The 22,086-nt window shown below is 67.0% G+C and carries 21 protein-coding genes; 12 read left to right on the top strand and 9 right to left on the bottom strand.

Going from position 1 to position 22,086, the window contains the following annotated elements; genetic code table 11:
* The first annotated feature begins 52 nt into the window (after window positions 1–52).
* From LZA78_RS09425 to LZA78_RS09390, 8 genes are all read left to right on the top strand, one after another.
* Window positions 53–2,149 (top strand): dihydrolipoyl dehydrogenase family protein, encoded by a 2,097-nt coding sequence (locus tag LZA78_RS09425; RefSeq protein ID WP_233676681.1) that lies wholly within the window; start codon window positions 53–55, stop codon window positions 2,147–2,149.
* Window positions 2,146–2,757: a CDP-alcohol phosphatidyltransferase family protein gene (locus LZA78_RS09420; RefSeq protein ID WP_233676680.1), complete on the top strand. Its 612-nt coding sequence runs from the start codon at window positions 2,146–2,148 to the stop codon at window positions 2,755–2,757. The genes LZA78_RS09425 and LZA78_RS09420 overlap by 4 nt, the downstream gene beginning before the upstream one ends.
* Before the next feature lie 3 nt (window positions 2,758–2,760).
* Complete coding sequence (locus LZA78_RS09415; RefSeq protein ID WP_233676679.1) at window positions 2,761–3,936, top strand: ABC transporter substrate-binding protein; 1,176 nt, start codon at window positions 2,761–2,763, stop codon at window positions 3,934–3,936.
* Window positions 3,933–5,534, top strand: a complete 1,602-nt coding sequence (locus tag LZA78_RS09410; RefSeq protein ID WP_233676678.1) for an ABC transporter permease — start codon at window positions 3,933–3,935, stop codon at window positions 5,532–5,534. Before LZA78_RS09415 ends, LZA78_RS09410 begins: the two co-directional genes overlap by 4 nt.
* The gene (locus tag LZA78_RS09405) at window positions 5,531–6,184 is read left to right on the top strand and encodes an ATP-binding cassette domain-containing protein (RefSeq protein WP_233676677.1); all 654 of its coding nucleotides are present in this window, start codon (window positions 5,531–5,533) and stop codon (window positions 6,182–6,184) included. The genes LZA78_RS09410 and LZA78_RS09405 overlap by 4 nt, the downstream gene beginning before the upstream one ends.
* A gap of 39 nt (window positions 6,185–6,223) precedes the next feature.
* Window positions 6,224–6,853, top strand: a complete 630-nt coding sequence (locus tag LZA78_RS09400; protein ID WP_233676676.1) for a hypothetical protein — start codon at window positions 6,224–6,226, stop codon at window positions 6,851–6,853.
* Window positions 6,854–6,976: 123 nt separating this feature from the next.
* A complete protein-coding gene (locus LZA78_RS09395) occupies window positions 6,977–7,747 on the top strand; it encodes a DUF6478 family protein (RefSeq protein WP_233676675.1) in 771 nt (256 codons plus the stop codon).
* A gap of 12 nt (window positions 7,748–7,759) precedes the next feature.
* On the top strand, window positions 7,760–8,113 hold the full coding sequence (locus LZA78_RS09390) for a hypothetical protein (RefSeq protein ID WP_233676674.1): 354 nt from the start codon (window positions 7,760–7,762) through the stop codon (window positions 8,111–8,113).
* A gap of 87 nt (window positions 8,114–8,200) precedes the next feature.
* On the opposite strand, the gene LZA78_RS09385 is transcribed toward LZA78_RS09390, so the two are convergent.
* Window positions 8,201–10,213, bottom strand: coding sequence for an NADPH-dependent 2,4-dienoyl-CoA reductase (locus LZA78_RS09385; RefSeq protein WP_233676673.1), 2,013 nt, complete (start codon window positions 10,211–10,213; stop codon window positions 8,201–8,203).
* A 203-nt stretch (window positions 10,214–10,416) separates the two neighbouring features.
* Here LZA78_RS09385 and LZA78_RS09380 point away from each other — a divergent pair, with 203 nt between their 5' ends.
* Window positions 10,417–11,322 carry a LysR family transcriptional regulator gene (locus tag LZA78_RS09380; protein ID WP_233676672.1) on the top strand — a complete coding sequence of 302 codons (906 nt, stop codon included), beginning with the start codon at window positions 10,417–10,419 and terminating at the stop codon, window positions 11,320–11,322.
* A 36-nt stretch (window positions 11,323–11,358) separates the two neighbouring features.
* Here the strand turns inward: LZA78_RS09380 and LZA78_RS09375 are convergent, their stop codons facing one another.
* From LZA78_RS09375 to LZA78_RS09365, 3 genes are read right to left on the bottom strand one after another with little or no spacing between them, the layout of a single operon-like run.
* On the bottom strand, window positions 11,359–12,282 hold the full coding sequence (locus LZA78_RS09375) for an OmpA family protein (RefSeq protein WP_233676671.1): 924 nt from the start codon (window positions 12,280–12,282) through the stop codon (window positions 11,359–11,361).
* A complete protein-coding gene (locus LZA78_RS09370) occupies window positions 12,279–12,992 on the bottom strand; it encodes a GNAT family N-acetyltransferase (protein WP_233676670.1) in 714 nt (237 codons plus the stop codon). The genes LZA78_RS09375 and LZA78_RS09370 overlap by 4 nt, the downstream gene beginning before the upstream one ends.
* Window positions 12,989–13,717, bottom strand: a complete 729-nt coding sequence (locus tag LZA78_RS09365) for a competence/damage-inducible protein A (protein WP_233676669.1) — start codon at window positions 13,715–13,717, stop codon at window positions 12,989–12,991. The genes LZA78_RS09370 and LZA78_RS09365 overlap by 4 nt, the downstream gene beginning before the upstream one ends.
* Window positions 13,718–13,832: 115 nt before the next feature.
* Here LZA78_RS09365 and map point away from each other — a divergent pair, with 115 nt between their 5' ends.
* Window positions 13,833–14,642 carry a type I methionyl aminopeptidase gene (map, locus tag LZA78_RS09360; RefSeq protein WP_368861020.1) on the top strand — a complete coding sequence of 270 codons (810 nt, stop codon included), beginning with the start codon at window positions 13,833–13,835 and terminating at the stop codon, window positions 14,640–14,642.
* 65 nt (window positions 14,643–14,707) lie between these two features.
* Here the strand turns inward: map and LZA78_RS09355 are convergent, their stop codons facing one another.
* The 4 genes from LZA78_RS09355 to LZA78_RS09340 all read right to left on the bottom strand — a co-directional run bounded on the left by LZA78_RS09355 (window position 14,708) and on the right by LZA78_RS09340 (window position 19,384).
* Window positions 14,708–15,472: an ABC transporter permease gene (locus LZA78_RS09355; protein ID WP_233676668.1), complete on the bottom strand. Its 765-nt coding sequence runs from the start codon at window positions 15,470–15,472 to the stop codon at window positions 14,708–14,710.
* Window positions 15,472–16,260, bottom strand: coding sequence for an ABC transporter ATP-binding protein (locus tag LZA78_RS09350; RefSeq protein WP_233676667.1), 789 nt, complete (start codon window positions 16,258–16,260; stop codon window positions 15,472–15,474). The genes LZA78_RS09355 and LZA78_RS09350 overlap by 1 nt, the downstream gene beginning before the upstream one ends.
* A gap of 49 nt (window positions 16,261–16,309) precedes the next feature.
* On the bottom strand, window positions 16,310–17,323 hold the full coding sequence (locus tag LZA78_RS09345; protein ID WP_233676666.1) for an ABC transporter substrate-binding protein: 1,014 nt from the start codon (window positions 17,321–17,323) through the stop codon (window positions 16,310–16,312).
* 180 nt (window positions 17,324–17,503) lie between these two features.
* Window positions 17,504–19,384: a bifunctional 2',3'-cyclic-nucleotide 2'-phosphodiesterase/3'-nucleotidase gene (locus LZA78_RS09340; RefSeq protein ID WP_233676665.1), complete on the bottom strand. Its 1,881-nt coding sequence runs from the start codon at window positions 19,382–19,384 to the stop codon at window positions 17,504–17,506.
* Between the two features lie 171 nt (window positions 19,385–19,555).
* On the opposite strand from LZA78_RS09340, the gene nudC reads away from it, so the two are divergent.
* Both nudC and LZA78_RS09330 read left to right on the top strand, forming a co-directional pair.
* Window positions 19,556–20,587 carry an NAD(+) diphosphatase gene (gene nudC, locus LZA78_RS09335; protein ID WP_233676664.1) on the top strand — a complete coding sequence of 344 codons (1,032 nt, stop codon included), beginning with the start codon at window positions 19,556–19,558 and terminating at the stop codon, window positions 20,585–20,587.
* A gap of 24 nt (window positions 20,588–20,611) precedes the next feature.
* On the top strand, window positions 20,612–21,073 hold the full coding sequence (locus LZA78_RS09330) for an SRPBCC family protein (RefSeq protein ID WP_233676663.1): 462 nt from the start codon (window positions 20,612–20,614) through the stop codon (window positions 21,071–21,073).
* Here LZA78_RS09330 and LZA78_RS09325 read toward each other — a convergent pair.
* A complete protein-coding gene (locus LZA78_RS09325; RefSeq protein ID WP_233676799.1) occupies window positions 21,064–21,900 on the bottom strand; it encodes a prephenate dehydratase in 837 nt (278 codons plus the stop codon). The two genes, LZA78_RS09330 and LZA78_RS09325, sit on opposite strands and share 10 nt — an antisense overlap.
* Window positions 21,901–22,086: the final 186 nt, after the last annotated feature.

Genomic DNA, 22,086 nt, shown 5'->3' with positions numbered 1-22,086 from the left:
TTTGAGTCTAGTCGCCCGATATGTCTGGGGCAATCCACCGAAGGGAAACCGCTTGCGCAAACCGATCCTGTTCATCGTTCTGATCGCCCTTGGCCTTGCCGGGCTGATCTGGGCGGCCGAGCCCGATCTGGGCGCGCTGCGCGATCTGCTGGCGCGGCTAGAGGTCTGGCGCGCGGCCCATCCCGGCGTGCTGCCCGCGGTGTTCTTCGGGGTCTATGTCGCGGTGGTGGCGGCCTCGCTGCCCTTCGCGGTCTGGATGACCTTGCTGGCCGGGGCGCTTTTCGGCTTCTGGGGGGCGCTGGCGCTGGTGTCCTTCGCCTCAAGCATCGGGGCCACGCTGGCCTTTCTGGCGGCGCGTTATCTGGCGCGGGATTGGGTGCGTGCCCGCCTTGGCCCGCGCGCGGCCCGGATCGACAAGGGGCTGGCGCGTGACGGAGCGTTTTACCTGTTTTCGCTACGGCTGATCCCCGTGGTGCCGTTCTTCGCCGTGAACCTTGCCTTTGGTCTGACACCGATGCGCGCGGCCACGTTCTACGGCGTCAGCCAGTTGGGGATGTTGCCCGGCACGGCGGCCTTCATCTTCGCAGGTACCCAGCTTGGCCGGATCGAGAGCCTCTCGGACGTGCTCTGCCCCGGCTTGATCGGGGCCTTCGTGCTGCTCGGGGTGCTTCCGTGGCTGATGCGGCTGGCGCTGCGGCTGATCGAGGCGCGCAGGCGGGCCGCGCGCTGGCCCCGGCCCGCCAAGTTCGATCGCAATCTGATCGTGATAGGTGGCGGTGCCGCAGGGCTGGTCGCGGCCTATGTCGCGGCGGCAGCCAGGGCGCGGGTCACGCTGATCGCCGAGGGACCGATGGGGGGCGATTGCCTGAATTACGGTTGCGTGCCCTCGAAGGCGCTGATCTCGGCCGCCCGCGCGGCGGTGGCGGCGCGCGGCAACGCGGGGCTGGGTGTCGCCGGTCAGGCGCAGGTCTATTTTCCGGCCGTCATGGCCCATGTGCGCCGCGCCATCACCGCCATCGAACCCAACGATTCCGAGGAGCGCTATCGCAGCTTGGGCGTCGAGGTGCTGCGGGGCCGCGCGCGCCTTGTCGATCCCTGGACGGTCGAGGTGGGCGGCCAGCGGCTGAGTGCCCGTGCCATCGTTCTGGCCACCGGCGCCGCACCGATCATCCCGCCAATTCCCGGTATCGAAACTGTCGCACCGCTGACCTCGGAAACGCTGTGGGAGCATCTGGCGCAGCTAGATGCGCCGCCCCGCGATCTCTTGATCCTCGGCGGAGGGGCGATGGGGTGCGAGTTGGCGCAGGCGCTGGCGCGGCTTGGTGCTGGGGTCACACTGGTCGAGTCGGGCACGATTCTTGCGCGCGAGGAACCTGAGGCCGCGGCCCTTGTACGCGCGGGCCTCGAGGCGGACGGTGTGCGGCTGATCGAGGGGCGCGTGACGCGCTTTGCACTGAACGTGGCGGTTCTGGAGGACGGCACCGAGGTGCCCTTCGGCACGCTCTTGCTCGCAACGGGGCGTCGTGCGCGGACCGAGGGGCTGGGGCTTGAGGATCTGGGCATCGCCACTGGCCAAGTGATCGAGACCGATGACTATCTGCAAACGCTCTGCCCCGGAGTTTATGCAGCGGGCGATGCGGCGGGGCCGTTGCAACTGACGAATGCAGCGGGCCATCAGGGCTGGATCGCGGCGGCGAATGCGCTGGCCGCGCCGTTCTGGCGATTCCGGGCCGAGGCGCCGATCCCTCATGCGGTCTTCAGCACGCCCGAGATCGCCCGAGTCGGTCTGAGCGTCGCTGAGGCACAGGCGCAGGGGCTGGCCCATGACCTTACCCGCTATCCGCTGGCCGATCTCGACCGGGCCGTGACCGAGGGCACCGCTACCGGATTCGTGCAGGTGCTGACGGCGAAGGGGAGCGACCGAATTCTGGGCGCGACCGTCGTTGGCCCCCATGCTGCCGAGATCCTTGCGGAATTCACCTTGGCGATGCGCCACGGGTTGGGCTTTGGCAAGATCCTCTCGACCCCACATATCTACCCCTCGTGGTCCGAGGCCGCGAAGAACGCCGCCGGACGCTGGCGGCAGGCGCGCGTCAACCCGCGCCTGCTGGCGCTTGCCGCGCGGTTCAACGCATGGAGGCGCGGATGATCGACGCGCTACTCGTCCCGGCGCAACGCCGGATGATGGAGCCCCCCGCACGTGTGCTGGCCGCAGCGGGTGTGCGCGCCGATCAGGTGACACTGGCGGGCTTTGGCCTTGGGCTGGCGGCAGTTCTGGCGCTGGCGATGCAGGCTTTTGGCGTGGCGCTGGCGCTGATCTTGCTTAACCGGCTCGCGGACGGGCTCGATGGCGCCATTGCGCGGCTGAGGGGCGCGACGGACCGGGGGGCGTTCCTCGACATCGCGCTCGATTTCGTCTTTTACGCGTTGGTGCCGCTGGGCTTTGCGCTTGCTGACCCCACGGCAAACGCGCTGCCAGCCGCCGTCCTGATCGCCGCTTTCGTCGGCACGGGGTCGAGCTTTCTGGCCTTCTCGACCATCGCCGCCAAGCGAGGGATGCGGGCCGAGGCCTTCCCGGCCAAGGGCATCTACTATCTCGGCGGTCTGACGGAGGGGGCGGAAACCATCGCCTTCTTCGCGCTGATCTGCCTCTGGCCGGCGGCGTTTCCCACGCTGGCCTATCTCTTCGCCGCGGCCTGCGGCGTGACCACTCTGACCCGCTGGGCCATGGGCTGGCGGGCCTTCGACAAAGGATGATCCATGCGATTTCTTGCGCTTGCACTGATGTTGGCGGCCAGCCCCGCGCTTGCGGACTGGTCCGCGACCCTGGCCGAGGCACGGGGTCAGACGGTCTATTTCAACGCCTGGGGCGGCGATCAGCGCACCAATGACTTCATCGCCTGGGTCGGCGCACAGACCGAAGCCGAGTTCGGCGTCAAGGTCACGCAGGTGAAGCTGTCTGACACCGCCGAGGCGGTTGCCCGCGTGCAGGCCGAGAAAGCCGCCGGTCAGGAGACGGGCGGGGCGGTGGACCTCATCTGGATCAACGGGCCGAACTTTCTGGCGATGAAAGAAGCGGGGCTGCTGCACGGCCCCTTCGTGGCCGATCTGCCCAATGCGCGGTATCTTGATCTTTCCGAAGGCGCGCCCGCAGCCACCGATTTCACCGTGCCGGTTGATGGCATGGAGGCGCCCTGGCGGCTGGCCAAGTTCGTCTTCGCCCATGATGCCGCGCGGGTCGAGCCTCCTGCGCGCATGGCCGATTTTCCCGCCTGGGCGGCGGCGCATCCGGGGCTGTTGACGCATCCGAACCCGGCGAATTTCATGGGGGCCACCTTCCTGAAACAGGCGCTGGCCGAACTTGCGCCCGATCCCGCGGCATTGGCCGCTCCGGTCACCGATGCTGCTTATGCCGCGCAAACCGCGCGGCTCTGGGCCTGGTATGACGCGCTGCGCCCGAACCTGTGGCGCGCCGGGCAGGCCTTCCCCGAGAATGAAAGCGTGCAGGCGCAGCTTCTGGCGGATGGCGAGGTTGATATCGCCATGTTCTTCGATCCGGCCGCGCCCGCTGCGCTGATCGCCCAAGGGGTGCTGCCCGACAGCGTGCGCGTCTTCACCCCCGAGGGCGGCACGATCGGCAATGTCTCTTTCGTGGCGATCCCGTTCAACGCGGCCAATCGCGCCGGGGCCGAGGTGGTGGCGAATTTCCTGCTCGACCCGGCGACGCAGGCGCATATGCAGGATGTGAACGTTCTGGGCAGCTATTCGGTTCTTGACCCGTCCAAGCTGGACGACGCGGCCCGCGCGGCTTTCGCGGCGCTGCCCTCCGCCCCCGCTCTGCCGACGCTGGAGCAGCTTGGCCCGACCCTGCCCGAGCCGCATCCAAGCTGGATGACCCGCCTGACCGCGGATTGGGCGAAGCGCTACACCCCGTGATCTGGCTGCGCGCCCTTGTCGCGATGCTGATTGGCGCGCCGGTTTTGGTGGGCGTCGGGCTGACGCTGGCCGCGGCATGGGGTGCGGATTGGGCAGCGGTTCTGGCGCAGCCGGGGCTTTGGGGCGGTCTGCGGCTTACGCTGGTCACCGGGATCGGCGCGACGGTGCTTTCGCTGGCGTTGTCGGTGCCGTTCGGGCTGTGGATCATGGGCCGGCCATGGGCCGCGCGCTGGCTGGCGCCGATGCTGGCGGTGCCCCATGCGGCGCTGGCGATCGGGCTTGCGTTCCTGATCGCCCCTTCGGGCTGGTTCGGGCGCGCGTTGGCGCAGGTTTTGGGCTGGGCCGTGCCGCCTGCATGGCCGCTGCCCGGCGATCCCTATGGGGCGGCACTCGTTCTGGGGCTGGTGCTGAAGGAGTTGCCGTTCCTCTTGCTGATGACGCTGGCCTCGGCCTCACAGGTCGATGTCACGGGGCAGATGGCGGTTGGGCGCAGCCTTGGCTACGCGCCGGGGCGGGTCTGGACGCGGGTCATCTGGCCGCAGCTTTATCCCGGCCTGAGGCTGCCGGTGTTCATCGTGCTGGCCTATGGGCTGTCGGTAGTGGACATGGCACTGATCCTTGGCCCCTCGCACCCGCCGACGCTCGCCGTGCAGATTCTGCGCCTTTATACCGCGCCCGAGATGCGGCAGGCCGAGGCCTCGGTGCTGGCCATTGGATTGGTCGCAATGACCGCCGCGCTGGCGGGCATCTGGTGGCTGGCCGAGCGTGCCTGCACGGCCTTCGGCCTTATGGCCCTGCGCCGTGGGCGGCGCGGCATCGCGCGTCGCTGGCCGGGGTCAGTTGTGATGGCCGCTCAAGGCGGGCTGTTTGCTACCGCGATTGCGGTGCTGGCGCTCTGGAGCATTTCCGGGAGCTGGCGTTTTCCAGACCGCTGGCCCGAGGGGCTGAGCCTTGCCCTCTGGGCGCGGGGCGACTGGATTGCCGTGGCGCTGCGCAGCTTCTGGCTCGGGCTGGCGAGCGTGTCTCTGGCGCTTACGCTGGCGGTCGCGGTGCTGGAGGGCGAGCATCGCGCGGGCCGTCCCTTGCGCCTTGGGGCGATTATCGTGGCGCCCTTGTTGCTACCGCAGATCGGGTTCTTGCAGGGGCTGACGACGGGGTTCCTGTGGCTCGGCCTGCCCGCCGGACCGCTGGCGGTGATCTGGGCCGAGGTGCTTTTCGTCTTTCCCTATGTGCTGCTGTCGCTTGGCGGGCCGTGGCGGGCGCTCGACCCCGATCAGTTGCGCGCGGCGGCAAGCCTTGGGGCGGGGCCGTGGCGACAGCTGTGGCGGGTGCGGCTGCCGCTGCTGGCGCGGCCCATCGCGGCTGCGGCGGCGGTGGGGTTTGCCGTCTCGGTCGCCCAATATCTGGCGGTTCTGCTGCCCGGTGCGGGGCGGGTGGCGACGCTGACGACCGAGGCGGTGGCACTGGCCTCGGGGGCTGATCGGCGGGTGGCTGCTGTCTATGGGCTGGCGCAGGCGGTGCTGCCGCTTCTGGCCTTCGCGCTGGCGCTGGCCTGGCCTGCCTATGGCCGGGGCGGTTCAGGGGGGCGTGCGCCATGACGCTGGAGTTGCACGACCTCTGCCTGACCGCGCCCGGCGCTGCCGCGCCGCTCTTTGCGCCGCTCAGCCTGCGCATCGCGCCGGGCGAGATCGCCTGCCTGACCGGTCCCTCGGGCGTTGGCAAATCAAGCCTGATCGCCGGTGTTGCGGGGCATCTGCCGCGCGGGTTCGTGCTGAGCGGGCAGGTTCGCCTGAATGGGTGCGATCTGCTGACCCTGCCGCCCGAGCGGCGCGGGGTTGGGGTGATCTTCCAGCAACCGCTCCTTTTCCAGCATCTGTCGGTCGCCGACAACCTCGCCTTTGGCCTTTCGCCTCAGGTCAGGGGCCGCGCGGCGCGGCGTGCGGCGGTGGCCGAGGCGTTGGAGAGAGCGGGCCTGCTGGACTTCGGCCCGCGCGATCCGGCGACACTCTCGGGTGGGCAGCGGGCGCGGGTGGCGCTGATGCGGGCACTGCTGGCGCGGCCCGCGGCATTGTTGCTCGACGAACCCTTCGCTGCGCTTGATCCCTACCTGCGCGCCGGGATTCGCGATTTCGTCGCTAAGCACCTGCGCGCGGCCGGGATTCCGGCGCTGCTGGCCAGCCATGATGCGCAGGATGCCGCCATCGCCCGGCAAAGCCTTGCCATCGCGCCGTTCGGGACGGGGCGCTAGCCTTGCCCGAGGATGGGCTTGCGGATAAGCCTCCGCCCCATGTTCAAGCGCCGATTCCCTGTTGGACCCCTTGTGCGCCGCGCCCTCTGGGCGGGGGCGCTGCTACTTGCGGCCTGCGTCGAGCCCACGGGCGGCGTGCGCGCGGTCAGCAAGGTTGCGGTGGCGGGCGGGGCGGTGACGCTGAGCGCGCCCTACGGGTTTTGCGTCGATCCGCGCTCGACCCGCGAGGGGGCTACGGGCAGCTTTGTGCTTTTTGGCAATTGCGCGGCGATCTCGGGCAATCCGCAGGCGCCCAAGCCGCCCGCGCGGGCGCTGCTGAGCGCGAGCGTCGGGCCGCAAAGCCCGCAGCCGGTGGCCGAGAATTTCGCGCAGATCGAGGCGTTTTTCCGCTCCGAGGCGGGGCGGGCGGCGCTGGCGCGCTCGGGCAAGGCGGTGGATGTCGAGATCCTCAGCGCGAGGATACGCGACAAGGCGCTGATGATGAAGTTGCGCGACCGCTCTGCCAGCCGTGGCACGCCGGTTGCGGAAACCTATTGGCGCGCGGTCACGGGCCTTGGCGGGCGGATCACGGCACTGTCGGTCATGCCGCTGGCACAGAGCGGGCTGAGCGACGACGAACAGCTTGCCCTGCTGCGCGACTTCGTCGCACGCACCAAAAGTGCCAATTGACCTTCGCGTCACGGCGGGTAGGACTGTGCGCGAAGTTGGCGCCCGCGCATGGGTCGCGGATTTTTGCCGAGCCGGCTCGTCCTAGTATCCGTATCTGTAACGATTTTCTGCTATGACCGCGTCATGAACAAGATCCCGACCTCATTGCTTGACCGTATTGTGCAAGCCCGGACGTTGAACCGTTGGGGGCGCGCCGCGCGTCTGGCCGAGCGGGCCGCCTTAAGCGATCTGCGGGTGCTGCGCACGCAGGCGCAGGCCCTGCGGCGCGAGGTGGAGCGGGTGTTGCATGTCTCGGACGCCCGGCTTGCGGCAGGGGCTGCGGACGATGCGATCGAGCGCCCCCTAGGCTGCGATTGGGCCTGGCGGCCCGCGCTATGGTCGGGTCCGGTGAAGCCTACAGGGATCGCCGGGGTGGCAAGTCGCGACCGACTGAGCCCCGAGATTGCGGTGTTTCACGACTGCCCCGGCCGCGAGCTGACCCTGCGCCAGATCCGCAATACCCGGCGCGGGGATGTGGCGCCCTTCGGGCTCAAGCTCGATGTGCTGGGATTTGGCGGTTCGTTCCTGTCGGTGGCGCTGGACCTGCCCGAGGCGGCGCTGCGCGGGCTGCGCCGGTCGCATCTGATGCGGCTGTCGGTGGATATGCAGCGTGAGCGCGCGGTACCGGTTTTCGGGCGGTTGAACATCAAGCATGGCCCCAATGTTGAACAGGTTGTTCTTCGGTTGTCGGGCAAGTCGGGGCCGCAGAGTGTCGAGTTTGACCTGGGCTCGGTGACGTTCAACGAGAAGCGGGTCGAGAAGGTCTGGCTCGACCTGTGTTTCGATGCGCCGGGCATGAACGAGATCGTGTTGCGCGATCTGCATCTGCTGCGCCATCCGCGCGCCGAGATCTGAGGAGCGAGAGCCATGCTGGAACTATCGCGCATCCGTGGCGGCATCTGGGAAGGTGTGATCCTCTCGCCGGAATTGCCGCGCGTCGAGGTGCTGCATCTGGGGCAGGCGCTGGAGGGGCTTGGGGCTGAGCGCCTGGCCGAGGGCAAGTGGCGGCTGAGCCTGCCGATCCCGGCCGAGGTGCTCTCGGACGGGGTGCAGACCTTCCTTGTGCGGGATCTGGAAAGCGATGAGATCGTCGAGCGGTTCTCGATCGTGACCGGGGTGCCGCTGGAGCAGGATCTGCGCGCCGAGATCGATCTGTTGCGCGCAGAGCTGGATATGCTCAAGCGCGCCTTCCGGCGGCATTGCGCGGAAGCCGAGGGCTGAGGGGCGCTGCCCCTCGCGGCCCGAGGGCCGCTCACCCCGAGGTATTTTGGCCAAGAAGAAGGGGAGGGGGCGGGGTGGCCCCGCCGGTCAGAGGATCGCGCCGAGGCGGGTGCCCTGGTTGATGGCGCGTTTCGCGTCAAGCTCGCCCGCGACATCGGCGCCGCCGATGATATGGGGGGTGATGCCGGTTGCGATGAGCTGGTCGGCGAGGCTGCGCTCGGACAGTTGGCCTGCGCAGAGGACGACGGTGTCGGCCTCGATCAGCGACGGGTTTTCGCGCGCCGGGCCGAAGGAGATGTGCAAGCCCTCGGGGGTGATGCGTTCGTAATTCACGCCGCCGATCATCTTGACGCCCTTGGCCTGAAGTGTCGCGCGGTGAATCCAGCCTGTGGTCTTGCCCAGTTTGCGGCCGGGTTTTTCCGGCTTGCGTTGCAGAAGCGTGACCGTACGGGTGGGCGGTTCGGGTTGCGGTTTGGCAAGGCCGCCCGGTGTGGTGGCGGGATCGCCCACGCCCCATTCGCGCATCCATTCCTCGGGGTGCAGCGTCGGGCTGTCGGAGGTAGTAAGGAACTCGGCGACGTCGAAGCCGATGCCGCCCGCGCCGACGATGGCGACGCGCGGGCCTGCAGTGACGCGGCCGGTGAGGATGTCGATGTAGCTGGCCGCGAGTTCCGAGCCGGGGATGTCGGGGTCGCGCGGGACGACGCCGGTCGCGATGATCACCTCGTCGAAGGGGGCGAGCAGATCGGGCGTGGCCTCGGTTTCAAGCCGCAGTGTGACGCCGCTGCGGGCGGCCATCGTGGCGAACCAGTCTGTGAGGCCGTGGAATTCTTCCTTGCCGGGGATGGTGCGTGCCATGGTGAGTTGCCCGCCGATTTCCGATGCCCGGTCGAAGAGGGTCACGGCATGGCCGCGCCCGGCAGCCGTAATGGCGGCGGAGAGGCCTGCGGGGCCTGCGCCCACCACAGCGATCGCCTTGGGTTGCTCGGTCGGGGTCAGCGACAGCTCGGTTTCATAGGCGGCGCGGGGGTTCACGAGGCAGGTCGAGATCTTGCCCGAGAAGGTGTGGTCTAGGCAGGCCTGGTTGCAGGCGATGCAGGGCGCGATTTCCGCAGCGCGTCCCTCGGCCGCTTTCGCGACGAAATCCGGATCGGCGAGGAAGGGTCGCGCGAGCGAAACCATATCGGCCTGGCCCTGTGTCAGGATCCCCTCGGCCACCTCGGGGGTGTTGATGCGGTTCGAGGTGATCACCGGGATCGAGACCTCGGGGCGCAGGCGTGCCGTCAGCCAGGCGAAGGCGGCTCGTGGAACTGAGGTCGCGATGGTGGGGATGCGCGCCTCATGCCAGCCGATGCCGGTGTTGAGCATCGACGCACCCGCGGCCTCAATCGCCTTGGCGAGTTGCACAACCTCGTCCCAGGTCGAACCATCGGGCACGAGGTCGATCAGCGAGATGCGGTAGATCAAGATGAAATCGGGGCCGGTGGCCTCGCGCACGCGGCGCACGACCTCGACCGGCAGGCGCATGCGGTTCGCATAGGCGCCGCCCCAACGGTCAGTGCGGCGGTTCACATGGCGGACAAGGAACTGGTTGAGGAAATAGCCCTCGGAGCCCATCACCTCGACCCCGTCATAGCCTGCCTCGCGGGCGCGGACGGCGGCGGTGACGATGTCGGCGATCTGCTTCTCGATACCGTCTTCGTCGAGTTCCTTCGGCGGGAAGGGGGAGATCGGCGATTTGACCGCCGAGGCTGAGACACATTCGGGGCCGTAGGCATAGCGGCCCGCGTGCAAGATCTGCATGGCGATCAGCCCGCCTGCCTCATGCACCCGGTCGGTGATCATGCGGTGATTGACAATGTCTTGTGGAGTGAACAGACCCGCTGCGCCCGGAAAAACACCGCCTTCGAGGTTAGGAGCCATGCCGCCGGTGACCATCAGCGCCACGCCGCCGCGTGCGCGGGTCGCGTAGAACTCGGCCACCCGGTTCCAGTCGCCGGTCTCTTCGAGATTGGTGTGCATCGAGCCCATCAGCACGCGGTTCTTCAAGACCACATGCCCCAGATCAAGCGGGGCCAGCATATGCGGATATTGGCTCATAGGTCTCCTCCCTTGGCTGCGGGCAATGTGACGCGAAGGTCCGGGACTGTCACGACGAACGCCGCGTCACGGGCGCGGCGCCATCGTTTCCGTCGCGGACTCAACGCGCCCTGCTTCCCCGGTATTGTCTCCTCATGGCCCCATTTCGGCCCGAATTACCCGCCATAGGTGAGGGAACCGACGAGTTTGCCGATGGGTGAAAGATGGATCGCCTGACCGAAATGGAAGCCTTTGCCACCGTGGTGGATCAGGGTGGCTTTACAGATGCCGCCAAGAAGATGGGGATCTCCAAATCCGCGGTGTCCAAGCATGTCTCGTCGCTTGAGGCGCGTCTTGGTGCGCGGCTGCTCAACCGCACCACCCGCCGCGTCAGCCCGACCGAGATCGGTCTGGCCTATTACGACCGCGCGCGCCGGGTGCTCAACGACGCCGGAGAGGCCGATGCGCTGGTGACCTCGATGCAGGTTGCGCCCTCGGGGCTTCTGCGCATCTCAGTGGCGACCGATTTCGGGGTCAATCTGCTTTCGCCGGTTCTGGGCGATTTCTTGCAGGAATATCCCGATATTACCGTCAACATGGTGCTGAACAACCGCTACGTCGAGCTGATCTCGGAAGGCTTCGACATGGCGATCCGGGTGGGTGAGCTGGAGGATTCGAGCCTGCGCGCGCGCAAGCTGACCGAGACCTCGCAGCGCATGATCGCCTCGCCGAGCTATTTCCAGCGCCACGGGCGGCCGATGCGGATCGACGATCTGACCGATCACAAGCTGCTGCATTACTCGAGCCAGTCGAACGGCAATGTCTGGAAGATCACCGCCCCCTCGGGTGAGCGGCGGCAGGTGCGGTCGAACGGCTGGCTGACGGTGAATGACGGGCAATCGCTGCTGCACGCCTGTATCGCGGGGCTGGGAATCGCCTATCTGCCCTCGTTCCTTTACGCGGATGCAATGCGGCAGGGGCTGGTCGAGGATGCGCTCCCCGATCTGCCGACCGAGACGCAGGGCATCTACGCCATCTACCCGCCGGGCCGCTTCACCCAGCCCAAGGTCCGCGCCTTCATCGATTTCCTCGCCGCCACCTTCTCGGACAAGGGTCCGGATATCTGGTGAGTCCGCTTTCTTCGGCGCTGTCCCTGTCGGGCGCCATCAACTGGGGGTCGAGGTGAGTATTGCCTCGACCCTTCTGTTTTTCGCCTGTCCCTCAGGAGTCTGATTGCTGGCACGCGGCGCGAGCCAACCCGCCCCCTCGGCCCCAAGCTGTTCCGGCGCGACTCCGTAACGCTCGATCAGGCGCGCACGGACGGATTCGGCGCGTTGCCGCGAAATCGCGATATTGGGGGCTAGGCCGCCGATCGTGTCGGTATGGCCGACCAGCGTCACCCGCGCCTCGGGGCGGGTCGAGAGATAATCGGCCAGCGCCGCGAGGGTCGAAAAATCCTCGCCCTCAAGCGTGCTCTTGCCGCTTTCGAACACCAGATCCTCCAGCACGACCGAGCCTTCGGTTTCCAGTGCGGTTCCCAGTGGCGTCGGCGGCAGGGCGGGGGCGGGGCGGTCTTGTGCCAGCGGGTTCGTGGGTGTCGCCACCGTGATTGGCTGGGCCGCTAGCGTGGTCAGGTGGATGAAGCCCGACTCGCTCGACCGGCTGACCGTCAGCGCGAGATAATCGGACCCGTCGCGCGCCGCGAGATAGCGAAAGTCGCTCAGGTCCACATGCATTTCGGGTTCGGGCAACAGGCCCAACTCGTAGCGGAAATCGAAGCCGCCGCAAGCGTCGGTTTCGCATTCGAACAGAATCTCATAGCCCGCCGCGGCGATCTGTTCGCGCAGCGGTGCGAGGATCTGTAGCGTGGTCATCTGGTTGGCGCGCAGCCGCCAGGCGCTGTCGGTGCGCGGCCCCTCGATGGCAATGCGCGGTGCGTCGCCATCTTTCCAGGGGCCGGTCAGCAGCCCGTAGCTGGTGGCCGGATTGATAGCCTCGGCACTTTGCGCGGCGCCCTGAGGCAAGGTCGGCTCGAAGGCGGCAGCGGCGCAGGGAAGGGCCAGCGCGGCAAGCCAGATCGCAGGCTTCATGGCGTGGCCTCGCTGCGGTAGTGGTAGCCGCTGCGCCGCTCCATCCCGAGCACGCGGTAAAGCGCATTCGCCCCGTCATTGGCATCGGTCACCACCAGCATCATCCGCTGTGCGCCGTTCTCGGCGGCCCATCGTGCGGCCTCATGGATCATGGCGCGGGCAAGGCCCATGCGGCGCATCTCGGGCAGGATCGCAAGGGCATGGATCATCGCGATACCGTCGTGGATTGCCACGAACATCGCCCCGGCGGCGCGGTCGGTCTTGCGCCCGAGGATGCAGCATTTGGGGTCGGTCGCGCGCTCCATGATCGCCTGACGGGCGGGGCCGATGCCGAGGTCGGTCCACAGATCGCGCGCGATTTGCAAGGGCGGCCAATGTGCGAAGGCGGTAACGGGCGGCACCTCGCCCTGAAGCGTGCCGATCGGGGCGTCATAAACCACCGTCGGGTCGGTCACGACGAAGCCGCGCGCCGCAAGTGCATTATCAAGCTCCGCATCATCGGGCCGGATCTGGAACTTCGGGCTCTGGCCAAGGGCGCGCTGCGCTGCGATGGCGGCATCCAGATCGCAGGCATCCCATGGCGCGAAACGTGACGCTGCGCTGACGCGCGAACCGCCGCCTTTCCCCTCACGGATCACGAAGCCGCCAGCTTCCGTGCAGGCGACCGGGGGCCATGTGGCGTCGATCACGGCGAAGACTTGATCGGTCATTGTCCCTCCGGGAAAGCGGCCTTCAGCGCGGCAAACCCGGCCTCAAGCGCCACGGGATCGGTCGCGCGCACAACGAGGTTCGTGCCATAACGCCCCTCGGTCACGAAGGGGTAAGAGCCGAAGCTGAGCCCGGGATGCGCGGCCGCCAGTGCGCCAAGCTGATCTGCGATCGATGCCTCGGGGACCATCATCTGCCAGCTGCGGGTCAGCAGCGGTGCGCCCCCGGTTAGCCGAGGAAGCAGCCCCGCCACCATCGCCTGGAAAATATTCGGCACACCCGCCATCACATGGCAGTTTTCCACGCTGAAACCGGGTGCGCCGGAAACCGGGTTGTCGATCAGCCGCGCGCCCTCGGGAATGCGGGCCATGCGCAGCCGGGCCTCGGTGAACTCGACCCCGCGCGCGGCGTAATGCGCGGCAAGGATGGCGCGGGCATCCTCGCGCACACCGATCGGACGACGGAAGGCCTCGGCCACCGCGTCGGCGGTGATGTCGTCATGTGTCGGCCCGATCCCGCCCGAGGTGAACAACTGATCGTGGCTTGAGGACAGCGCGCGCACCGCCGCCACGATGCTTGCGTGCTCATCTCCGATCACCCGGATCTGGCGCAGGTCGATGCCCACCTTCACAAGCTCTCCGGCCAGGAAATGGGCGTTACCCTCGCGGGTGCGGCCGGTCAGGATCTCGTCGCCGATAATCAGGATCGCAGCGGTGGGATTTGGCATCGCGGGCCTCCTTTGGCCCAATGTATAAGCCCCGCCTTTGCGGCGCGAAAGCCCGGCTCTGGCCAAGGCGCGCAGAAATGACTATCTAGGGCCCAAGCCAAGCAGGAGAATAACAGTGGAAGAAGCCCGCGGCCGGGTGACCAAGGACGGCATCCGCATCTATGAAGCAGCCGATTTCGACGGGATGCAGGCCGCCGGCCTTTGCGCCGCGCGTATCCTTGACGAGGTCGCCGCCCTGGTCGAACCGGGCGTCACCACCGGCACGCTCGACGACTTCATCCGCAACCGCGTTACCGAACTCGGCGCCACCTCGGCCACCATCGGCTATCGCGGCTACAAACATGCCTCCTGCATCTCGGTCAACCATGTGGTCTGCCACGGCATTCCCGGCGACAAGGTGCTCAAGGACGGCGACATCCTGAATATCGACGTGACCGTGATCCTCGATGGCTGGTACGGCGATACCTCGCGCATGTATGTGGCGGGCAACCTCAGCCGCAAGGCCGAGCGCCTGATCCAGGTCACCCATGACGCGCTGATGATCGGGATCGAGCAGGTCCGCCCCGGCAATACCTTCGGAGACATCGGCTTTGCCATCCAGCAATATGTCGAGGGCCACCGCATGAGCGTTGTGCGCGATTTCTGCGGCCACGGCCTTGGCCGCGTCTTCCACGCACCGCCGAACGTGCTGCATTACGGCCGCAAGGGCTCGGGCCCGATGCTTGAGGAAGGCATGTTCTTCACCATCGAACCGATGGTGAACCTCGGCCGCCCCGAGACGAAGGTGCTTGCTGACGACTGGACCGCGGTGACCCGCGACAAGTCGCTCAGCGCGCAATTCGAACACTCGGTCGGCGTCACGGCAGACGGCTACGAGATCTTCACCCTCTCGCCCGCAAACCGCTTCCACCCGACCTGGGGTTGATCCGCCCCTTCAATGTGGTGAAAATATCCCACGGGGGTCCGGGGGTGTGAAACCCCCGGCCGCTCTCAGCTTGCGGGGCGTTCGGCCCATCCGGCAAAGATCTTCTCCAGCGCGACAACCGCGTAGTAGAGAACGATGCCCAGGAAGGCGAGCGCGATCAAAACCGCGAACATCAGCGGGTAGTCGCCATTCGTCTCGCCCGATTTGAACAGGGCACCAAGACCACGCCCATGCGGGCTGACGATCTCGACTAGGTTGGTGCCGATGAAGGCCAGCGTCACCGCCACCTTCAGCGCGCCGAAGAATTCGGGCAGGGTCTTGGGCAGGGCGATCTTGCGGAAAATCGTGAAGCGCGAGGCGCCAAGCGCGCGCAGGATGTCACGATACTCCGGTTCCAGCGTGCTCAGGCCGATACCGACCGAAACAGCAATCGGGAAAAAGCTGATCAGGAAGGCCATCAGCACCGTGTTGAAATCGTGCTGCCCGATGAACAGAAGCGCGATGACCGGCACCAGTGTCGCCTTGGGGATCGCGTTGAAGCCCACCAGCAACGGATAAAGCGCATCGCGGGCAAGCTTGGAAAAGCCCATGACCATGCCCAGCATCGTGCCGAACAGAACCGCGATCAGCAGTCCCAGCACGGTGCGCCACAGCGTCTGCCAGCCCATCACCAGAAACAGGTTCCAGAACCGCGCATAGGCAGCGGGCAAGTCCGAGGGCGAAGCCATCACATAATTGGGCCAGCCATTGACCCAGACGATAAATTCCCAAAGCCCCAGGAAGGCGAGGATAGCCAGAAGGGGCACGACGATCTTTTGAGCGTTCTCCATCAATGCACCTCGCCGTCGCGGCCCTGGGCGATGCGGATCTGGTCGCGCAGGATATGCAGCATGTCCACGGCCCTGGGTTCGTAAAGAATGTCGATCGTGCGGTCGGCGGGCAGGTCGACGTCTAGCACGAATTGCGTCCGCGCCGGACGACCCGAGAGCACGATGACCTGATCGCCCAGAAAGACGCTTTCGCGCAGGTCATGGGTGATCAGCACGCAGGTGAAGGGCTCGGCCGCGCGCAGATCGCGCATGGTTTGCCAAAGATCCTCGCGGGTGAAGTTGTCGAGCGCGCCGAACGGCTCGTCCATGATCAGCACATCGGGCTTGTGGACGATGGCGCGGCACAGCGAGGCGCGCTGACGCATCCCCCCCGACAGTTCCGAGGGCTTCTTGTTCTCGAACCCCTTCAGCCCGACCATCTCCAGCAGATGCATCGCGCGGGCCTCGGCCGCGTCGCGCTTCATGCCGGGGGCCACGATCTCCAGCGGCAGCATCACGTTTTGCAATATCGTGCGCCATTCCAGCATCACAGGGTTCTGGAAGGCCATGCCCACCGTTTTGCGCGGGCTGGTCACCTCTTGCCCGTCCACTATCACCACGCCGCTGTCAGGCCGCATCAGCCCCGAGATCAGGCGCGTCAGCGTGGATTTCCCGCAGCCCGAGGGGCCGACGACGGCGCAGAACTCGCCCTTGGGCACGCCCACGTCGAGCCCGTCGAGAACGGGCAATGGCCCGTGCTTGGTCTTGTAGGCGTGATGCACGCCACTGATGTCGATGAATTTCGTCATGAGGCCCCTGCCTAGAAAGAGGGGGGCGCCGTGCGCCCCCCGATCCGATTTATTGGAGCATCAGGCTGCCATCGGTGGGCAGGTAGGCCGGGTCGTAATAAAGCGCCGCATCGGGCTCGGCCTTGAATTCATAGACCGACTTGGTCTGCTCGATCGCCTTGGCGAAGCGCTCTGCGTCGACCGAGCCGATGCCATGCTCCTTGACGAAATCGGTCAGCACGTTGCCGTCGATGGCCAGTTGCAGGCGACGGGTCTCCGTCTCGGGGTTGGCGGCGGGGTTGCGTTTGATCAGCGCTTCGACCGCGGCGGCGGGCTCGGCGATGGCGTCTTTCCAGCCCTTGGCGGTGGCGCGGATAAAGCCGGTCACGGCCTCGGGGTTGGCCTTGGCGAAGTCGGTGTTGACGATGATCGCGTTGCCGTAGAGCGCCACGCCATAGTCGGCCATCAGCAGGACCGAGATATCATCGGCCGGCACGCCGAGGCGTTCGGCGTTCAGCGTCGAGGTGAACGAGAAGCCGGTGATCGCGGCAACCTTGCCCTCGGCCAGCATCGGTTCGCGCACCGGGAAGCCGACAGGCTCGACGGTGATCTTGGCGGTGTCGAGGCCCTGCTCGGCAGCGAAGATCGGGAATTGCGCCCAGGCCCCGTCCGGCGGCGGCGCGCCAAGCACCTTGCCCTCCAGATCCTTCGGCGCTTCGACGCCAAGCGACTTGCGGCCAACCACGGCGAAGGGCGGCTTGTCATAGACCATCATCACCGCCGTCACCGGGGCGCCGGGGTTCTGGTCGATGAACTTCATCAGGCTGTTGATGTCGGTGAAGCCGATCGGGAAGGCGCCGGTGGCAACCTTCGGAATCGCGTCAAGCGAGCCGGCCCCTTCCGAGATTTCTACCGCGAGGCCCTCTTCGGCGTAATAGCCCTTGTCGAGCGCCACGAAATAGGGCGCGGCGGGGCCCTCGAATTTCCAGTCGAGGGTGAAGGGAATGGCGGTCTCGGCGATGGCGGGTGCGGTGGCGCCGATCAGGGCTGCGGCGGCCAGCGCGCTCAGCGTGCGGTGGAACATCAGTGACTCCCGTTGTTGGTTCGGGACGATCCTGAGGTGCGGCAGATGCGGATTGAAAGCTGTGAGAGGGGCGCGTGGATGGGTGTGCACATGATCGCCCAATAGGTAATCGGGTGCGCGCTGAATGCCCAATATTTGATCGTTCGGTTAAGTGTGGGCGCCTGTGCCAGTTGCGAATGCCTAAAAATGCAGGCGAATCTCAAGGAATCCGTCCTCTGCCAGTCCGAGCGGCTCCATCCGGGGGCCGGGCGAAAGGGGTAGAAAGCGCGCCGCGCGGGGCGATGTGCGATAGATCGCAGGGGTGCCGGGCAGCGGGGCGAAGCGCCAGATCGGCTCGGGGTCGGGGGCGATGGATGTGGTGCTCCGCACCGCATCCATGAGCGCGTCCTGCGCGGCCATGGGCGGGCCAAGGTCGAGCGCGCGGCTGCCCTCCGCAACAAATCCTCCGGCGCCCGAGCTGCGATAGTTGTTCGTGGCCAGGATGAAGCGGTCGTCGGGCGCGACGGGCTTGCCCGCATGACAGATCTCCCCGATGCGCCGCACGTCGGCGTTGGCCAGCCGACCGTCAAGCGCATAGCGCGCGGGTTGCGACAGGTCGATCTGGTAGGTCAGGCCCAGGATCACATCGAAATTGTAGCAGGGGAAATCGGGGTTCAGCAAAGGCTGGTCCTGAAGGCCCGGGCTGAGGCGGCAGAACAGCCCCGCCGCGCGCTCGAGCCAATCGGCCAGATCGGCGCCGGTAACCTCGATCGCGCTGACGGTGTTCGGAAAGAGGTAGAGATCGACGATATGGCGCGTGGTCAGCGGTCCCGGCGGGATATCGAGGAAGTGCTCGGGCCCACTGCGCCCGCCACACTTGAAGGGCGAAACGGCCGACAGGATGGGCAGATCGCCACCCATACAGCGCCGGACATGGTTGCGTTGCGCTTGGGCGACCAGTGTCAGCGCGCGGTCCGGCGCCACCGGGGCAAAATAGCTGTGCAACGCCACCGCAGAGTGGCCAACCGGGCGGCGCGCGAAAGCCAGTGTCTCGGCATGGGCGGCGGTATTGGTGGCGATAATGCGCGGCGCCTCGGGCGGGCGGGGGGGTCCCGCCGCCGGGTGGATCGGCCGTAGCTCGGTCGTGAAATCGGCGATGTGCCAGCCATCGGGGGTTTGCTGCAATTGCAGGTCCATCACGCCCAGATGCGAGCCCCACCGCCCCGCAAGCATCGCGGGCTTGCCATGAAGCGTGCCGCGCGCGGGGTCGATGCCGGGGGCTGCATGGGTTTCTGGGCCGGGGAAGCACAGGTGGCTGTGGCCGCAGAGCAGCACGTCGATCCCCGGCACCCGAGCCAGTGCAAGGGCGGCGTGTTCGGTATCCTCCTCGCAGGGCGATATCCCGGTATGTGCGAGCGCGACCACGAGATCCGCCCCGGCAGCGCGCAGGGCGGGCACATGGGCGCGCGCCGCCTCGACGATGCCGCGCGTCGTCAGGCGGCCTTCAAGGTGCTGGCGATCCCAAGCGGTAATTTGCGGCGGCAAAAGGCCGATAATGCCGATGCGCAGCGTGTGTTCGGTGCCAGCAGTATCGCGCATCGGGCGTGTCAGGATGACCCAGGGCGGCAGCAGGGTGCGGTCGCGCGGCGGCTCGGCGCCCAGTTCGGTGATCGCATTGGCGCAGACCATCGGGAAATCCGCCCCGGCCAGCGCGCGCATCATGAAATCGAGGCCGTAGTTGAACTCGTGATTGCCTGGCGTGCCCGCGTCATAGCCCACGGCATTCATCGCGGCGATCATCGGATGCGTTTCGCCTTCGGACAGGCCCCGCTCGCGCCCCCAGTATTCGGTCAGCGCGGTGCCTTGCAGGAAATCGCCATTGTCGAAGAGCAGGCAATTGGCGGCCTCGGCGCGCGCGGCGTCGATCTGGCTGGTCAGCCGCGCAAGGCCCACCGCGTCGCTCGGCCGGTCGGTGTAATAGTCATAGCCGTGGATATGGCCGTGCAGGTCCGTCGTCTCGAGCAGGCGCAGCGCGATCCGTGGCCCCTTGGTCGGGGGGCTAAGCGCGGAACCTGCAGTCATTCCTACCTCACCTTCCATTTCCAATTTGCAACCTATGGTGGAGTGATCTTGATGCCAACCAAAAGCACAGGCGTCTCAAAAGGTTTACCCACCCGCGCGGCATCCCTGCAACGCTACTGGCCAATTCGGGGCGTTCATGCGATCACTCCCCCGCAAGCGATGGGTGGAAACATGAGCGCATTCACGACAGCGGGCCACGCGCCTACGGCTGCCCTGGCCGAGGCGCTTGAGCGAGACGGCCTGGCCTTCGCCGGCTCGGGGCTGGAGCGCGCGGCGCATCTGCGTGGCGATGCCGCGTTTCTGGCGAAGGCGCTTGCGGACCCGGCCACGCTGATCCTGCCGTTCTGGCGCGGTCGTCCGCTGTTCGCCGCCGAACATGCACCTGCCACGGCGGCAGGGCGCGGACTTGCGCCGATCGCGCCGGGGCATCGGCTCTTGGCGGCAGGCGGTGAAGGCCCGATTTTTCTAGGCCTGTGCGAGGGCGTCGCGATCTTCGCCAAGGATGTCTCGGGTTGGGTGCCCGATGGCCCAATGCCCGACCCGGCCGCCTTTTTCGACGCCAGCGAACAGCGCCACCCTGAACTGCCCGAGGGCACGTTCTTCGCCGAATTGCGTGGGCAGCTGATGGCACTTGACCCGCGCGCGGCCGAACTGGCCGCCACCGCGCGGGCGATCCTGTCCTGGCATGGCTCGCACCGGTTCTGTTCGTGCTGCGGTGAGGCCAGTCAGCCCGAACAGGCGGGCTGGCAACGCCGCTGCGCGACCTGTCGCGCGCAGCATTTCCCGCGCACCGATCCGGTGGTGATCATGCTGGTGACGCGCGGCAACCGGGTCCTGCTTGGGCGCAGCCATCCCTGGCCCGAGGGGATGTATTCCTGCCTTGCGGGTTTCATGGAGCCGGGCGAGCCGCTTGAGGCCGCCGTGCGCCGCGAGGTGGCCGAGGAAACCGGCGTTCAGGTCGGCGCGGTCAGCTTTGTAGCCTCGCAACCCTGGCCCTTCCCGACCTCGCTGATGCTGGGCTGCCGCGCCGAGGCGGTTAGCGAGGCAATCACCATCGACCCCATCGAGATCGAGGATGCCCTCTGGATCACGCGCGAGCGGCTGGCCGCGATTTTCGCCGGGCTGGACCCCGAGATCCGGGCGCCGCGCAAGGGCGCCATCGCGGGATGGCTGCTAAGACACTGGCTGGCCGACCGGCTCTGACCGGCCCGCCCGAGGAATTTGAGAATGCGACTTTCGACCCGAGAAGATATCAACGCCACGCCCGATCATATTTTTGATCACCTCGCCAATTTCACGGTCTTCCGTGGTGAGGCGCTGCGCCGGGGCGTGTCGATGCGGCGCACCGATGCACTGAGCGAACCTGCGGCGGGCATGTCCTGGCAGATCGACTTCGACTATCGCGGCAAGGCGCGCCAGGTGACGGCCGATATCCAGCGGTTCAACCGGCCCGAGGCGCTTGACTATCGCGGCCTGTCGGGCAGTTACGAGGTGCTGCTGGAGCTGCGCCTGATGGCGCTGGCGCGTGCGCGCACGCGGTTGATTGTGGGGCTGGAGGTCAAGCCGCGCACGCTTGGCGCGCGGCTGGTGGTGCAATCGGCCCGCCTGGGGCGCGCGGGCCTTGAAAAGAAACTCGCCGACCGCGTGCGCGGCTTCGCGCGCCGAATCGAGCGCGGGCCTCAGGACTGACGGCGCGGGTCGGCGGGGTAGACGCCCAGAAGATCCATCTGCGAGGTGAAATAGCGCAGCTCGTCAAGCGCGAGGCGCACGTTGTGATCGTCGGGGTGGCCTTCGATATCGGCGTAGAATTGCGTCGCGGTGAAGCTGCCGCCGACCATGTAGCTTTCCAGCTTGGTCATGTTCACGCCATTCGTCGCGAACCCGCCCATTGCCTTGTAAAGCGCGGCCGGGATGTTGCGCACGCGGAAGACGAAGGTGGTCATCATCGGCCCGTCGCCACGGCGCGCCAGGTTCGGCTCGCGCGACATGATCAGGAAGCGGGTGGTGTTGTCCTGCTTGTCCTCGATATGGCGCGCCAGAACGTCCAGCCCGTAGATCTCGCCCGCGAGTTCCGAGGCCAGCGCCGCGACCGAAGGGTTGCCCTGCTCTGCGACGATCTTGGCCGAGCCCGCAGTGTCGGCGCCGGTGATCCGCTCCAGTCCGTGCGATTGCAGGAAGCCCCGGCACTGGCCCAGAAGCACCGTATGGCTCATCGCGGCGCGCACATCTTCAAGCTTCGTGCCCTTCACGGCCAGCAGGTTGATATGCACCCGCACGAAAGCCTCGTCGATGATGTGCAGGCCCGATTCCGGCAGCAGGTGGTGGATGTCGGCCACGCGGCCATAGGTCGAGTTCTCGACCGGCAGCATGGCAAGGTCGGCATCGCCCTTGCGCACGGCCTCAATCACGTCCTCAAAGGTGCGGCAGGGCAGGGCCTCCATCTCGGGGCGCGCGTCGTGGCAGGCCTGATGCGAATAGGCCCCGGGCTCGCCTTGGAATGCGATCCGTCCGGTCAGTTTGTGGCTCATGCGCTCCCCCATCGGCTGGTGTGGCCTTGCATTAGCGCGCGGGGCAGGCCGAGGAAAGCGCCAAAGCCCGCGCCGGTGCGGGAAAAGCACGCTCTGGCGCAGGTTTGTCGCATTGCCACGCAAAGAAACCTTGAAACGCAGGGCGTAAACCGGATACATGCCCTCAACTGAACG

Origin of the sequence: Rhodobacter flavimaris (assembly GCF_021378075.1) — a bacterium.
Classification (GTDB): Bacteria; Pseudomonadota; Alphaproteobacteria; order Rhodobacterales; family Rhodobacteraceae; genus Rhodobacter; species Rhodobacter flavimaris.
Note: the sequence above shows the minus strand (reverse complement) of the source record. Positions and strands in the feature narration are given on the sequence as shown.